The organism is Actinoplanes sp. NPDC048967 (assembly GCF_040649415.1).
In the GTDB taxonomy this organism is placed as follows: domain Bacteria; phylum Actinomycetota; class Actinomycetes; order Mycobacteriales; family Micromonosporaceae; genus Actinoplanes.
The window spans coordinates 90888-104599 of record NZ_JBEZFL010000002.1; the positions used below are offsets into that span (position 1 = coordinate 90888).

The window sequence follows — 13712 nt, forward strand, 5'->3', positions numbered from 1 at the left end:
TCCGGATCGTAGACCGGGTGTATCCCGGTCGCGCGGGCCGGAGCCACCCGGTTACCGTCGGGCATGCGTTCTGCTGCGGAGTACGACCACCTCGTCGGCGAGGCCGCCGGGGTGCCGATCACCGGCTGGGAGTTCGCTTGGCTCGACGGCCGCGCGGTCGGCTCGGATCCGTCCTGGTCCTATCCGGACCTGGCCCGTCCCCTGCTGCGGCCGGCGGACAGCCTGCTGGACCTGGACACCGGCGGTGGTGAGCTGCTCGTGGAGCTGGCGCCGCTGCCCGCGCACACCGTCGCGGTGGAGGGCTGGGCGCCGAATGTGCCGGTCGCGCGGGACCGGCTGGCGCCGTTCGGGGTGTCGGTGGTCACCGAGCTGCCGGGTGGGGAGGACGAGTTCGACGTGGTGCTCAGCCGGCACGGCCGGTTGCCCACTGAGGACATCGCTCGCCTGCTCAGGCCCGGTGGGACGCTGCTGAGCCAGCAGGTCGGCAGCGACGATCTGCGGGATCTGAACGCCGAGCTGGGTGCCCCGCCGCCGTACGCGACGAGCTGGACGGCGACGGAGGCCGTCGCGGCGCTGGAGGCGGCCGGACTGGTCGTGACCGACGTCCGCGAGGAACGCCCGCCGCTGACCTTCCACGACATCGGGGCACTGGTCTATCAGCTGCGCGCGGTGCCGTGGCAGATCCGCGATTTCACTCCCCAGCGGTACGAGCGCGCCCTGCGCCGGATAGACGCGCTGATCCGCACCCATGGCCACTACACCGCTACCGCGCACCGGTTCCTGGTGCAGGCGACCCGCCCCTGAACAATCGATGAAAGTGGTGCAGCCCACCTATCCGGACTGATCCGTTGTGGGTAATGTCCCCAAGGGCTGACTACTCGGGGGAGGGGCATGGCTACCTTCAGTGCGAACCGCCCACTGTCCGAAGGCGTCCTACGGCATCTCGCTCAGGCCGCCGATCACATCTCCGGCATCTGCTTCAAGACCGGCCCACCGCAGCGCATCGGCGTCGAGCTGGAATGGACCGTTCATCGTTCGGACGCCCCGGCGGCCTATCTGGAAGCCGCGGACCTCCGCACAGCCCTAGGCACGCACGCACCACCCGCACTCGGCAATCCCCACCCCGGCGCACTGCTACCCGGCGGTGGCGCGGTGACCGTCGAGCCCGGCGGCCAGCTCGAGATCTCCTCGGCGCCGGCCGGCTCCCTCACCGAGTTGTACGAATCCCTCAGCGCCGACCAGGCGCACCTCACTGCCCTGCTCGCCCGTTCGGGCCTGGTCCTGGGCGACACCGGCCTCGATCCGCACCGGGCACCCCGGCGCATGCTGCAGACCCCGCGGTACGCCGCCATGCAGCGCAGCTTCGACGCCCGCGGCCGGCACGGCCGGACCATGATGTGCAGCACCGCCGGCCTGCAGATCTGTCTCGACGCCGGCACCGAGCAGCAGTTACCGCACCGTTGGGGAGCCCTGCACGAGGTGGGGCCGGCGTTGCTGGCCACCTTCGCCACCTCGGGACGGCACGCGGGCCGCGACACCGGTTGGGCCTCGGCCCGCATGGCCACCTGGTACGGCATCGACCCGCGCCGCACCAGACCGGTCGGCACCCCCGGCGATCTGGCCACCGGCTGGGCCGACTACGCCCTCGCCGCACCCCTGCTCTGTGTCCGCCGCGGCGAGGAGCCGTGGGACGTGCCGGCGAAGTTGACCTTCGCCGACTGGATCGACGGCGCCCTGCCCGGCCCGCCCCGGGTGGACGACCTCGACTATCACCTCAGCACGCTGTTCCCGCCGGTCCGCCCGCGCGGCTATCTCGAGGTCCGCTACCTCGACACCCAGCCCGGCACGGAGTGGATCGCCCCGGCCGCGGTCATGGTGGCCCTGCTCGCGGACGACGCGACCACCGACGCGGCCCGGGCCGTCGCGGCCGCCACCGCCGGCCAGTGGGTGACCGCCGCCCGCGCCGGGCTGGCCGACCCCGACATCCGGCGCACCGCCACCGACCTGCTGGATCTCGCCTGCCGCAACCTCGACAGCACCGGCCTGCGGCCCGCGCTGCAGGACGTGGTCACCGACATTCTCGACCGGCGCCTGCACCGCGCCGGCACCCGGAAGGACGCGCACCGATGACTCAGGACCTGCGCCTCGCCGTCGCCGCCGAGCTGGAGCGCGCCCGCGCCCGCACGGCGCTGCTGACCGACGCCGTGGACGACGCCGATCTCGTCCGGCAGCACTCACCGATCATGTCCCCGCTGGTCTGGGACCTCGCGCACGTCGGCAACCAGGAGGAGCTGTGGCTGGTCCGCGACGTCGGCGGCCGCGAGCCGGTACGCCGTGACATCGACGAGCTCTACGACGCGTTCAAGCATCCGCGCAGCGACCGGCCCGCGTTGCCGCTGCTCGGTCCGGCCGAGGCCCGCGCGTACGTGGAGCAGGTGCGCGACAAGGCCCTCGACGTGCTGGACCGGGTCCGGCTGGACGAGAGCCGGCCGTTGCTGGCCGACGGGTTCGCTTTCGGCATGATCGTGCAGCACGAGCAGCAGCACGACGAGACGATGCTGGCCACCCACCAGCTGCGCACCGGCGCGCCCGTGCTGACGGCCGATCCACCCCCACCGGCCCGGGTGCCCGTCGCCGGCGAGGTGCTGATCCCGGGCGGCCCGTTCGCCATGGGCACCGACACCGAGCCGTGGGCACTGGACAACGAACGGCCCGCGCACACAGTGGACGTGCCCGCCTTCTTCATCGACGCGGCCCCGGTGACCAACGGCCGGTACGCGGAGTTCATCGACGCGGGCGGCTACGACGATCCGCGATGGTGGAGCGAGCGGGGCTGGGCACACCGGCAGACGGCCGGGCTGACCGCGCCGCTGCACTGGCGGCGTGACGGCGACGGCTGGGCGGCCACGGCGTTCGGGCGTACCGGGCGGATCGTGCCGGACGAGCCGGTGGTGCACGTGTGCTTCTTCGAGGCGGAGGCGTACGCGGCGTGGGCCGGACGCCGGCTGCCCACCGAGGCCGAGTGGGAGAAGGCGGCCCGGCACGACCCGGTGACCGGCCGCTCCCGGCGCTTCCCGTGGGGCGACGAGCCGCCGGAGGCCCGGCACGCCAACCTCGGCCAGCGCCACCTGTCGCCCGCGCCCGTCGGTGCCTATCCGGACGGTGCCTCACCGCTGGGCGTGCACCAGCTCATCGGCGACGTGTGGGAGTGGACGAGTTCCGGCTTCCACCCGTACCCGGGTTTCGCCGTGTTCCCGTACGAGGAGTATTCGCAGGTGTTCTTCGGCGGCGACTACCGGGTGCTGCGCGGTGGCTCGTTCGGCACCGACCGGGCCGCCTGCCGGGGCACCTTCCGCAACTGGGACCACCCGATCCGGCGGCAGATCTTCAGCGGCTTCCGCTGTGCCCGCGACGCCGGGCCCGGCGCCCACTGATGTGCCGGCACCTGGCCTATCTCGGATCACCCGTACCGCTGGCGGAGCTGCTGTTCGAGGCGCCGCACGCCCTGGCCCGGCAGGCGTGGGCGCCGCAGGACATGCGCGGCGGCGGCACGATCAACGCCGACGGCTTCGGCGTGGCCTGGTATCCGGGCGGCAACGCCGATCCGGTGCGCTACCGCAGCGCGGCCCCGGTCTGGTCGGACGCCGCCCTACCGGCGCTCGCCGCCCACACCGTGGCGGGCGGGGTGCTGGCAGCGGTCCGCTCGGCCACGGTCGGCATGCCGGTGGTCGAGACGGCGGCGGCGCCGTTCGCCGAAGGACCGTGGTTGTTCAGCCACAACGGCGTCGTGCGGGGCTGGCCCGACTCCGTGGCCGGGCCGGCCGGCCGGCTGCCGGTGCGCGACCTACTGACCCTCGACGCCCCCACCGATGCGGCGCTGCTCTGGGCGCTGGTCCGCGACCGGCTGCGGTCCGGGGTGCCGGCCGCGCGGGCGCTGGCCGAGACGGTCGTGGAGGTCTCGGCGGCCGCGCCCGGCTCCCGGCTCAACCTGTTGCTCACCGACGGGCAGCAGATCGTCGCCAGCACCGCCGGCCACGCCCTGTCCGTGCGCACCGGCCCCGCGTCCGTGCTGGTCAGTTCCGAACCCCTGGATCCCGGCCCGGCCTGGCGAGCCGTGCCGGACGGCAGTCTGCTCGTCGCCACCCCGTCCGGTCTGGACATCACCGTCTTAGGGAGATCATGAGCGCGCTGGAGATCCATCTCGACGATCAGGACCTCGACCGTACGCTGCGCAGCGACGTGGCCGCCGGGCTGACCGCGACCCCGAAGTGGCTGCCCCCGAAATGGTTCTACGACGCCCGGGGCAGCGAGCTGTTCGAGGACATCACCCGGCTGCCCGAGTACTACCCGACCCGTACGGAACGCGCGATCCTCACCGAGCACGCCGCCGCCATCGCCCGCATCACCGAGGCCAAGACCCTGGTCGAGCTGGGCTCGGGCTCCTCGGAGAAGACGGTGCTGCTGCTGGACGCGCTGCTCGCGCACGGCACGCTCGGCGCTTTCGTCCCGCTCGACGTGTCGGCGTCCGCGCTGGGCGAGGCCGTCGACCGGCTCGCCGTGCGCTACCCCGGGCTGGCGGTCCGCGGTGTCGTGGGCGACCTGACCCGGCACCTGGCGCACATCCCGGACGGCGACAACCGGATGGTGGCGTTCCTCGGCGGCACCATCGGCAACCTGGTCCCGGCCGAACGCGCCGAGTTCCTGTCCCGGCTGCGGGCCGTGCTGCAACCCGGGGAATGGCTGCTGCTCGGCACCGACCTGGTCAAGGACCCGGCGGTCGTGGTGCCCGCGTACGACGACGCGGCCGGGGTCACCGCCGAGTTCAACCGCAACGTGCTCCGGGTGGTCAACCACCGGCTCGGCGCCGATTTCGACGTGGATGCGTTCGCCCACGTCGCGCTCTGGAACGCCGAGCAGGAGTGGATCGAGATGCGGCTGCGGGCCGGCTCGGCGCAGCGCGTGCACATCCGCGATCTGGACCTGACCGTGGACTTCGCCGCCGGCGAGGAGTTGCGCACGGAGATCTCGGCGAAGTTCCGCCGGGACGGGCTCTCCGCCGAGCTGGCCGCGGCCGGCTTCGCCCTGCGGCACTTCTGGACCGACCCGGCGGACCTCTTCGCGGTTTCGCTGATCCAGGCGGCCTGACCGGAGCGGTCCGGCGGCCTAGTCGAGCACGGCGCCGCACGTCATGTTGAGGGCGGCGCCGGTGATCGTGCGGGCCCAGTCCGAGGCGGCGAAGACCGCCACCTGTCCGACGTCGGCGAGGGTCGCCGTGCGGCCGAGCAGAGTCTGCCCCGTCAGCTCCGCCTCGATCGCCGCGCGACCCTCGAAGGCCGCCGGGATGGCCTCCGGCACCCCGCCGGTCTGCAGGGTGAGCACCCGGATCCCGTACGGGCCCAACTCGGTGGCGAGCTGCCGGCGCATCGCCTCGATCGCCTCGAAGCCGGTCACCAGGCCGCCGAGCTGATACCGGCCCGCGGCGGCGCGGTCGCCCGAACCACCGAAGGTCAGGATCACCCCGGAGCGCCGGGGCTTCATGTGCCGGGCGGCGGCCCGGGCGGTCAGGAACTTCGAGCGTACGGAGGTGACGACCGGGCTCAGGTAGTCCTCGACCGGCATGTCGACCATGGCCGTACCCTGCACGTCGCTGTCGGCGATCACGTTGACCGAGATGTCGATCCCGCCGGTGGCCGCGGCCACTTCATCGGCGTGCGCGTCGACCGCCCGCTCGTCCAGGGCGTCGACCTCGGCGATCTCCGCACCGATCGGATCGGCCACCGCGGCGAGGGTGGCGCGGGTCCGGCCGGCCAGGAAGACCCGGGCGCCCTGGGCCGCGTACGCCCGGGCGATCGCACCGCCGATGGATCCGCCGCCGCCGTAGATGATCGCTGTTCTGCCGTCGAGCATCATGTGTCGTCTCCTTCGTTCTCTCCCCTCTACAACCCGGGCCGGGCCGCGAACTCATCGGGCAGACCGAATTCGCGGTGCAACCCGTCGGTGAGGAACGAGACCACCTCGGCGACGCCCGTCCCGTCGAGCCGCAGCACATCGAGTCCGGCCCAGACGTACGCCTGCCGTTTCTCGTCCCACAGGTAGGTGCCGAAGGCGAGCTGACCGTTGGCCTGCGCGGGCCGGAAAAGCCACTGCTGGTGCAACGGGCCGGCCAGCAGGAACTCGCGGATGGCGGGCCGGCCGCGGTACCACTCGGGCAGGGGTGGCATCGAGTACGTGGCGTCGTCGGTCAGCAGGCTCACGATCGTGTCGACGTCCGCGGCCTGCCACGCGGACGCGTACCGGTCAGCCAGGTGTTTGATCTTGTCCTCCGGGACCGGATCGCCGGGCGCGGGCCGCCGCTCGGCCAGGGCGGCGCGGGCACGCTGCAGGCTGCTGTTGACGGCCGCCACGGTGGTGTCGAGCTGGGCCGCGACCTCGGCAGCGGAGAAGCCGAGCACCTCACGCAGCAGCAACGCGGCCCGCTGCGGCCCGGAGAGATGCTGCAGCGCGGCGACGAACGCGAGCCCGATGCTTTCCCGCTGCTCGGCGGTCGCCGCCGGGCCGAGCCGCCGGTCCGGGTACGGCTCCAGCCAGGCCACCTCGGTGAGCGGCGCCCCCGGCCCGAGGTCGGCGGGCAGCTCCCGCCGGGCCCGCTGCTCGATGAGGGTGAGACACCGGTTGGTGGCGATCCGGAAGAGCCACGGCCGCAGGGCGCCGGCCCGGAACGTGGACAGCCCGCGCCACGCCCGCACGAGCGACTCCTGCAGGGCGTCCTCGGCGTCGTGCAGCGAGCCGAGCATCCGGTAGCAGTGCGCGAGCAACTCGGCGCGGTGTCCGCCGACGAGCCGCCCGAAGGCGTCGGCGTCGCCCGAGCGGGCGGCCGCGAGCAGGGCCGTCTGATCCATCCGACCATGGAACCAGAGCTCAACGAGCGGACGGCCGGCCGCGTCGCGCCGAAAGAGGCCAAATCTTTTTGGTTCTTTCACCGATCGACCCCGGCGCCGCCCGCCACGAGACTGGACCGGTGTCGGAATCCTCATGGTACGACCCCGAGCCCGTCCGGCCGCGACACCACGTCCGCCGGCGCGACAAGGTGGAGCTCGCCGTCGCTGTCCTGCTGCTCACCAGCCTGCTCGGCCTGCTCGCCGTCGGCGTGGCCTGCGACCGGCCCGGTCCCCCCAGGCCGGTCCCGAGCCCCTCACCCTGAGCCGAGGACGCCCTGGCCTGGCACCGGCCGGACGACGTGGCGGGCGGGACCCACCGCATGACCCCGCCCCCTCAGCCGATCGGTGCTCAGCGGGCCGGCAGCCACTCCTGCCAGGTGGCGCGGTTCGCGTCCAGCCAGCGCTTGGCCGCGTCGTCGCGGGACAGCTTCTTGACCGTGATGTCCCGGGCGACCTCGTTCTGGTCGTCGTTGGTCCACCGGAAATTCTTGATCAGGTCGGCCGCCGGGCTGCCCGAGTCCACGAACGCCTTGCGGGCGATCTTGTCGAGGTCGTACGGCTGGTAGTCGCACGCCACCGTCTTGGGATCGGAGTCACAGCCGGGCTTGTAGATCGGCAGCGGGATGTGCACCAGCTTGATCTCCGACAGCAGCCACTGCGGCGTGTAGAAGTAGCCGATCAGCGGCTTCTTGTCCTTCTCGGCCCGCTGGAACTCCGCGATGAGCGCGTCCTCGCTGCCCGCGTAGACCACCGAGAAGTCCAGCTTCAGGTTCTTGATCAGCGCGGCGTCGTTGGTGACGAACGACGGGTCACCGCCGAGCAGCTGACCCTTGCCGTCGGACTTGCTGGTCTTGAACTTGTCGGCGTACTTGTTGAGGTTCTTCCACTTCGTGATGTCCGGGTATTCCTTGGCCATCCACGGCGGCACGTACCAGCCGATGACGCCCTTGTTGCCGGTGAGACCCTGCTCGACCGCGACCTTCTTGTCGTCGATGTAGGTCTTCTTGAGGTCGTCGTGACCCCAGTTCTCCAGGATGGCGTCGACCTCGCCGCTGGCCAGGCCCTCCCACGAGGCGTCCTCGGTGAGGTCCTTCTCCACCACCGTGCAGCCCAGCTCCTGCTTGAGCAGGTAGCTGACCACGGCGACGTTGGCGGCGTACCCGACCCAGGGGTTCACCGCGATCGACACGGTGCCGCAGGGGGTGCGCTCGACGCCGGGCGGGGCGACGATCGCCTCGGACGAGTTGCCGCAGGCGGTCAGGGCCAGCACGCTCACCAGGGCGGCCGCGGTGCGTGCGCGCATCGTTCTCCGTTTCACAGTCATCAGCGGCTTCACCACGTCGGCACCGGCCGTTCCCGGCTCAGCCGCTTGGCCAGGACCTCCTCGGTCAGGGCGACCAGGATGTGCTTCACCGACTCGCGGTAGCGCGCGTCGCACTCCAGCACCGGCACGCTCGGGTCGATGCCCAGCGCGTCGCGGACCTCCTCGAGGTCGAAACGCTGCGACTGGTCGAAGGTGTTGACCCCGATCAGGAACGGGATGTCATGCTCCTCGAAGTAGTCGATCGCCGGGAAGCAGTCCTCGATGCGCCGGGTGTCCAGCAACACGATCGCGCCCAGCGCGCCGTCGACCAGGTCGTCCCAGAGGAAGGCGAAGCGGTCCTGCCCGGGCGTGCCGAACAGGTAGAGCAGCAGCGCGTCGTCGAGGGTGATGCGGCCGAAGTCGAGGGCCACCGTGGTGGTGGTCTTGCCCGACACCGCCGAGGTGTCGTCGATGCCGATCGACCGCTCGGTCATCTCGGCCTCGGTGACCAGCGGCTCGATCTCCGAGATGGCACCGACGAAGGTGGTCTTGCCGACACCGAAACCGCCACTGATGACGATCTTGACCGCCACCGGCGGCAGCGGCGCCGGCTCACTAGAGCGCCCGAACACGATCCCTGATCCTCTCGATCAATGCGATGGGGAGCTCCCCGAGCTGCTCCTCGATCCGCAGGTAGCCGTCCGTCACCAGGTCGGCGACGATGACCCGGACCACGCCGAGCGGCACCCGCAGAGCCACCGAGAGGTCCGCGATGGACATCGGTGCCTGACACAGTTCGACGATGCGCCGCGACTCGAAACGCAGCGGAGCCGACAGCGCGGCCGGGGCCGCGTGCAGCAGGGTCTCGATCCGCAGCCCGTCGTGCAGCGGGCGGGTGCGCCCGCCGGTCAGCATGAAGGGGCGGACGACCAGGTCGTCACCCGGCTCCTCGGCCGCGTGGGCCGGCGCGGGCGGGGGCTCCCGATGGGAGGGCACGACCGGCTCCGCGTACGGGATCATGCGAGGGTCCGGCCCCCACTCCCCCCGGTGACTCATGCCATCGCCTCCGCTGGCGCTCCGGCGATGACATTCGTCGGGCGCAGAGTTGATGATTCGCTCGCAAGCTCGCTCATCGGGGTAGGTACTGCCGGGATTCGGAGATCAGCGCCGGGGTGAGCAGGGCGCCGAACCTCTCCGCCAACAGGGATATCTCGTAGCCGACGAGACCCACGTCGCTGTCGCCGCCCGCGACGACGCCCAGGCAGCTGCCGCCGGCGATGACCGACACCAGCAGGAAGCCCCGCCGCATCTCGATCATGATGAGCTTGAGCCCGTCGAAGTCGTAGCGCCGGGAGGCGCTGCGCGCGACGCTGGCCAGGCTCGACACGATCGCCGCCAGATGGTCGGCCTCGGCCCGGCTCAGCCCGTCGGAGCTGGCGATCAGCAGGCCGTCGGAGGACACCGCGACCGCGTCGCGGACCCCGTCGGTCTGGTGGACGAAGTTGCCCAGCAGCCAGTTGAACTGGTGCCGGTCGGCAGACGTGTCAACGCTCATGGGAACTTCTTTCGGCCTCGTCGCGGGGGTGTGGAGGGGCGGCGGTCATGGTCGGTCGGTGGCGTCGTTGCTGCCGCGCTGCATGCCGCTGCGGAAGGCGGTGAGCCGGGCGCGCACCTCGTCCGGCGAGTCGCTGACGGGAGCGGGTCGCTCGGCCGTCCGGGTGGGGACCGCGCCGGCGGGCTGAGCGGGTGCCGACGCTTGCTTGCGGGCGCGCGGTGCCCGCTTCTTCAGGCCGTTCGGGGTGCGGTCGGCCTGGTCCGGCGGTGGCGCGAAGGAGTACATGTCCATGCCGAGCGTCGAGGCGGTCATCGCCTCCTCGTAGCGCGCGGTCGGCGAACCCGCGGCGGCCGGCTGCTGCTCGGCGGGCGACGGCGGCTGACGCCGTACGGCTGGGCTGCCGGGCACCGTGACGTACTCGATCTTTCCGGGCCGGATCCGGCCGTCCGTCGCGGGTGGCGGCGGCGGCGCGGCCGGCGGCAGGGTGAGGACCTGCGTCGCCGCCGGGTCCGACGCTTCCAGTGCCCGCGGCGCCTCCAGCGGCCGGCGCTCCTCCGGGGTCAGCCGGGGCTGCGGCGCCGGCGCGCTGACGGCCTGGACACCGGCCACGATGGACGGCGGCAGCACGATGCGAGCGGTCACACCGGTAACCGGGGACGGCGCCAACTGCACGTCGATGTCCATGTCGGTGGCCAGCCGGCCGACCACGTAGTGGCCGAGGAAGCGGGTCGGTGCGGTGATGAAGTCGCCCTCGCCGCGCAGTCGCTGGTTGGCCAGTTCCAGGTCGGCGCGGCTCATGCCAATGCCCTGGTCGGTGATGGCGATCAGGTAGCTGTCGCCGATCCGCCGGCCCTGGATCTCCACGTCGGCGTCCGGCGGGGAGAAGGCGAGCCCGTTCTCGACCAGCTCGGCCAGCATGTGGGCGACACCGCTGACGACCGCGCCCGCCACGAGCGCGTCGTCGACGCGGCGCAGGGCGACCCGGCGGTACTCCTCGACCTCGGAGACGGCGGCGCGGATGACGTCGGCGATGGGCAGCGGCTCGGACCACTGCCGCGGGCTGGCCGCGCCGACGAGGACCAGCAGGCTCTCCGCGTTACGGCGCATGCGGGTGGCCAGGTGGTCGAGTTCGAAGAGGTTGGCCAGCCCGGTCGGATCCGACTCCTCGCGTTCCAGGCTGGTGATGAAGCCCAGCTGGCGGCGCAGCAGGTTCTGGTTGCGGCGGCCGAGGTTGGCCAGCGACTCGGTGGTGCTGCGCCGCAGCATCGCCTGCTCGGTGGCCAGCGAGTACGCGGTGGCCTGGACCCGGTCCAGCGCGTCGGCGACGAGCCGGACCTCGTCGCTGGCGCCCGCGGGCACCGCGACGGTCAGCGGCGGCGCGTCGTCGTCGCCGGAGGTCGCCTTGCGGACCGCCTCGGGCAGCCGCTCACCGGCCAGCCGGTTGGCCTCGTCGGCCAGGGTGGCCAGCGGCGCGGCGATCGAGCGCGACGCGATCGTGGCCAGGTACACCGAGCCGATGAAGCAGATGATCACGGCGCCGAGCAGCAGGCCCATCCGCTGCGTGGCGTCGTCCTGCAGGGTGGCGGCCCGGGCCCGGATGACCGAGCCGACGTGCTGCTGCAGCTGGAGCATGTCGTCCAGCACGGTGGTCTGCGACGACCACCAGGACTGCGGGTTGACCTGGAGGTTGCGGCCGTCGCCGGCGTTGAGCGCGACCTGCTCGAAGTAGGTGGCGGTCTGCGCGGCGCCGGTGCCGAGCACGTAGTCCTTGGCCTTGCGCTGGGTGTCGTCGGCGTAGCGGGTGAACGTGGCCAGCGCCGCGTCCTTGGCCGAGCGCATCGTGACGAACTGCAGGAACTCGCCGCGGTTGAAGCCGCTGGCCGAGAACACACCGTTGAGGAAGGCCCGCTCCTGGGCGGTGCTCTCCTTGGCGTCGCCGAGGGCCTCCAGCGCGGAGACACCGCGGCGCAGGGCGGGGTCGGCCGAGCTGTCCAGGCCGTAGTCGACGTTGCTGAGCTCGGCGATGCGACCGGTGTAGAAGGTGAAGGTCGGGGCGCGGTCGGCGGCCCCGGCGTCCGTGCCGGCCCGGACGCCGGCGAGGCCGTCGAGCTCACGGACGGCGGTGGCGACCCGGTCCTGGGCGACGCCGCCCTCGGAGATCAGATCCTCGACCTTGGCCCGCTGGTCGTCGACACGCTTGCGGGCCGGGGCCAGCTCGGCGCGGAAGCCGACGTTGCCACCGAGCAGACCGGCGGTGAGACCACGCTCGGTCTGCAGCTCCTGCACGAGGTCCTGCACCGCGAGGACGAGGGTGACGGCGCGCGCGGAGGCGGCAGCCGTGCGGTAGTTGTCGACCTCGGTGACGGTGATGACGCCCAGCAGCACGAGGACCGCGACGACGGGCAGGGTCAGCGTACGGACGACGCGGCGGCGGATCGTGCCGCCGGAGCGGGCCGGCCGGGGGGCCGGAGCGCCGGTCTCTCCCCCGGTCACGGGCGCGACGGAGTCGGCGTCGTGGTGGGCCTGGCGCGGGCGGGGGATCTTCATCGACGATCCGTTCCAGGAGCAACGCGGCCGGCGGTGAGGTCTACGACCGGACGACTCCGTGCGGACACGCGATTTCTCCTTCGTCGGGTGGCGGCGGTCTCTGTCTGCCGCGATGGGGGGAACCGTAGCGATGAGCTGAGTCGTAAGTCCACTATGTACCGCCGCGGAATGCGGAATTCCCGCATTCGTACCGGCGCAAGATCAGCTTGAGGACCGGTGGGTAGATCGGATCATTGATGAAGGGCATCAGGGTCCTGCCGGAAGGTTGCAATCAGATTTCGATCACGAAGCAAAGCGACGTCGTCACTCCGGCGGGGCCCATCGGGGGTCGCGAGTGAGCACAGCACAGCACCCGCGGCCCCCGTCGGACAGTGCGTCTGTCAGCTGGTCGCCGGAATCCACGGCTTCCAGGTGGCCTCGTGCTCGTTGACCCATTTCTCGCCGGCGGCTTCGGCGGTCATGCCCTGGTTGGTGATGTAGTCCGAGACCAGGTTCTGGTCGTCATTGGTCCACTTGAAATTCTTGATGAGCTGGAACGCCGGGCTGTTGGTGTCGGCGAACTTCTTGCTGACGATCTTGTCCAGGACGTAGTCCGGGTAGTCACAGGCGACCTTCTTCGGGTCGGCGTCACAACCGGGGGTGTACGCGGGCAGCTTCACCCGGGCGTACTTCTCCTTGGCGAACAGCCACTGCGGCTCGTAGAAGTAGAAGAGCAGCGGCTTCTTCTGGGCCGTGGCCTGCTGGGCGGCCTTGATGATGGCGGCCTCGCTGCCGGAGTAGACGACCTTGTAGTTCAGCTTCAGATTCGCCACCAGGGCGACGTCATTGGTGACGAACGACGGGTCGCCCGCGAGGAACTGGCCCTTGTCGCCCGACTCGGAGGTCTTGAACAGATCCGCGTACTTGTTCAGATTCGCGCCGTCGGTGATGTCCGGATATTTATCCACCATCCACTGCGGCACGTACCAGCCGATCACGCCTTTGTTGCCGGTCGGCCCGAGGTCGACGGCGACCTTCTTGTCGGTGATGTAGGTCTTCTTCAGGTCGTCGTGGCCCCAGTTCTCCACGACCGCGTCGACTTCACCGGTCTCGAAGCCCTGCCAGGAGATCTCCTCCTTGAGGTTCTTCTTGTCCACGGTGTAGCCGAGCTTCTTCTCCAGCAGATGACCGAGCACGGCCGCATTCGCCTCGTAACCCACCCAGGGGTTGATGGCGAGCTTGACCGTGCCCTTCGAACCGGCCGCCGGCGCGTCCGAGGAACCGGCGTCGGACTTCGCACCGCCACAACCGGCCACGGCCATGCTCAAGGCCGCGGCCACCGCGGTGAGCCGGAGCAATTTCGGGTGTCTCATCAGGATTTCCTTCCGGA

14 protein-coding genes are annotated in these 13712 nt (G+C 71.4%); 6 read left to right on the forward strand and 8 right to left on the reverse strand.

What is annotated here, in order from left to right:
* Positions 1-63 precede the first annotated feature (63 nt).
* The 5 genes from AB0C12_RS07100 to egtD all read left to right on the forward strand — a co-directional run bounded on the left by AB0C12_RS07100 (position 64) and on the right by egtD (position 5145).
* Positions 64-804, forward strand: a complete 741-nt coding sequence (locus tag AB0C12_RS07100; RefSeq protein WP_360545105.1) for a methyltransferase — start codon at positions 64-66, stop codon at positions 802-804.
* A gap of 87 nt (positions 805-891) precedes the next feature.
* Positions 892-2130, forward strand: a complete 1239-nt coding sequence (gene egtA, locus AB0C12_RS07105; protein ID WP_360545107.1) for an ergothioneine biosynthesis glutamate--cysteine ligase EgtA — start codon at positions 892-894, stop codon at positions 2128-2130.
* On the forward strand, positions 2127-3434 hold the full coding sequence (egtB, locus tag AB0C12_RS07110; protein WP_360545109.1) for an ergothioneine biosynthesis protein EgtB: 1308 nt from the start codon (positions 2127-2129) through the stop codon (positions 3432-3434). The genes egtA and egtB overlap by 4 nt, the downstream gene beginning before the upstream one ends.
* Entirely contained in the window at positions 3434-4183 is a 750-nt protein-coding gene (gene egtC / locus AB0C12_RS07115; RefSeq protein ID WP_360545111.1) for an ergothioneine biosynthesis protein EgtC, read from the forward strand. The genes egtB and egtC overlap by 1 nt, the downstream gene beginning before the upstream one ends.
* Entirely contained in the window at positions 4180-5145 is a 966-nt protein-coding gene (gene egtD / locus AB0C12_RS07120; protein ID WP_360545113.1) for an L-histidine N(alpha)-methyltransferase, read from the forward strand. The genes egtC and egtD overlap by 4 nt, the downstream gene beginning before the upstream one ends.
* Before the next feature lie 18 nt (positions 5146-5163).
* Here the strand turns inward: egtD and AB0C12_RS07125 are convergent, their stop codons facing one another.
* Together AB0C12_RS07125 and AB0C12_RS07130 are read right to left on the reverse strand one after the other, a co-directional pair.
* Positions 5164-5910 carry an SDR family oxidoreductase gene (locus AB0C12_RS07125; RefSeq protein ID WP_360545115.1) on the reverse strand — a complete coding sequence of 249 codons (747 nt, stop codon included), beginning with the start codon at positions 5908-5910 and terminating at the stop codon, positions 5164-5166.
* A gap of 26 nt (positions 5911-5936) precedes the next feature.
* Positions 5937-6899 (reverse strand): RNA polymerase subunit sigma-70, encoded by a 963-nt coding sequence (locus tag AB0C12_RS07130; protein WP_360545117.1) that lies wholly within the window; start codon positions 6897-6899, stop codon positions 5937-5939.
* A gap of 119 nt (positions 6900-7018) precedes the next feature.
* Between AB0C12_RS07130 and AB0C12_RS07135 the strand changes: the two genes are divergently transcribed.
* Positions 7019-7201: a hypothetical protein gene (locus AB0C12_RS07135; RefSeq protein ID WP_360545119.1), complete on the forward strand. Its 183-nt coding sequence runs from the start codon at positions 7019-7021 to the stop codon at positions 7199-7201.
* Positions 7202-7287: 86 nt separating this feature from the next.
* Here AB0C12_RS07135 and AB0C12_RS07140 read toward each other — a convergent pair whose 3' ends face one another.
* The 6 genes from AB0C12_RS07140 to AB0C12_RS07165 form a co-directional block, all read right to left on the reverse strand.
* Positions 7288-8241 carry an ABC transporter substrate-binding protein gene (locus tag AB0C12_RS07140; protein WP_360545121.1) on the reverse strand — a complete coding sequence of 318 codons (954 nt, stop codon included), beginning with the start codon at positions 8239-8241 and terminating at the stop codon, positions 7288-7290.
* Between the two features lie 29 nt (positions 8242-8270).
* On the reverse strand, positions 8271-8876 hold the full coding sequence (locus tag AB0C12_RS07145; protein ID WP_360547038.1) for an ATP/GTP-binding protein: 606 nt from the start codon (positions 8874-8876) through the stop codon (positions 8271-8273).
* Entirely contained in the window at positions 8857-9261 is a 405-nt protein-coding gene (locus AB0C12_RS07150) for a DUF742 domain-containing protein (protein ID WP_360545123.1), read from the reverse strand. The genes AB0C12_RS07145 and AB0C12_RS07150 overlap by 20 nt, the downstream gene beginning before the upstream one ends.
* A gap of 109 nt (positions 9262-9370) precedes the next feature.
* Positions 9371-9796 carry a roadblock/LC7 domain-containing protein gene (locus AB0C12_RS07155; RefSeq protein ID WP_125804641.1) on the reverse strand — a complete coding sequence of 142 codons (426 nt, stop codon included), beginning with the start codon at positions 9794-9796 and terminating at the stop codon, positions 9371-9373.
* Positions 9797-9841: 45 nt separating this feature from the next.
* Positions 9842-12343, reverse strand: a complete 2502-nt coding sequence (locus AB0C12_RS07160) for a nitrate- and nitrite sensing domain-containing protein (protein WP_360545126.1) — start codon at positions 12341-12343, stop codon at positions 9842-9844.
* A 380-nt stretch (positions 12344-12723) separates the two neighbouring features.
* Positions 12724-13695, reverse strand: coding sequence for an ABC transporter substrate-binding protein (locus tag AB0C12_RS07165; RefSeq protein ID WP_360545128.1), 972 nt, complete (start codon positions 13693-13695; stop codon positions 12724-12726).
* Positions 13696-13712 lie beyond the last annotated feature (17 nt).

What these genes read in the sequence shown, in the direction of transcription:
- egtC (WP_360545111.1), top strand. Translation starts at nt 3,434, where the DNA reads ATGTGCCGGCACCTGGCCTATCTCGGATCACCCGTACCGCTGGCGGAG.
- egtA (WP_360545107.1), top strand. Translation starts at nt 892, where the DNA reads ATGGCTACCTTCAGTGCGAACCGCCCACTGTCCGAAGGCGTCCTACGG.
- AB0C12_RS07125 (WP_360545115.1), bottom strand. Translation starts at nt 5,910, where the DNA reads ATGATGCTCGACGGCAGAACAGCGATCATCTACGGCGGCGGCGGATCC.
- AB0C12_RS07150 (WP_360545123.1), bottom strand. Translation starts at nt 9,261, where the DNA reads ATGATCCCGTACGCGGAGCCGGTCGTGCCCTCCCATCGGGAGCCCCCG.
- egtB (WP_360545109.1), top strand. Translation starts at nt 2,127, where the DNA reads ATGACTCAGGACCTGCGCCTCGCCGTCGCCGCCGAGCTGGAGCGCGCC.
- AB0C12_RS07165 (WP_360545128.1), bottom strand. Translation starts at nt 13,695, where the DNA reads ATGAGACACCCGAAATTGCTCCGGCTCACCGCGGTGGCCGCGGCCTTG.
- AB0C12_RS07130 (WP_360545117.1), bottom strand. Translation starts at nt 6,899, where the DNA reads ATGGATCAGACGGCCCTGCTCGCGGCCGCCCGCTCGGGCGACGCCGAC.
- egtD (WP_360545113.1), top strand. Translation starts at nt 4,180, where the DNA reads ATGAGCGCGCTGGAGATCCATCTCGACGATCAGGACCTCGACCGTACG.
- AB0C12_RS07100 (WP_360545105.1), top strand. Translation starts at nt 64, where the DNA reads ATGCGTTCTGCTGCGGAGTACGACCACCTCGTCGGCGAGGCCGCCGGG.
- AB0C12_RS07160 (WP_360545126.1), bottom strand. Translation starts at nt 12,343, where the DNA reads ATGAAGATCCCCCGCCCGCGCCAGGCCCACCACGACGCCGACTCCGTC.
- AB0C12_RS07140 (WP_360545121.1), bottom strand. Translation starts at nt 8,241, where the DNA reads ATGCGCGCACGCACCGCGGCCGCCCTGGTGAGCGTGCTGGCCCTGACC.
- AB0C12_RS07155 (WP_125804641.1), bottom strand. Translation starts at nt 9,796, where the DNA reads ATGAGCGTTGACACGTCTGCCGACCGGCACCAGTTCAACTGGCTGCTG.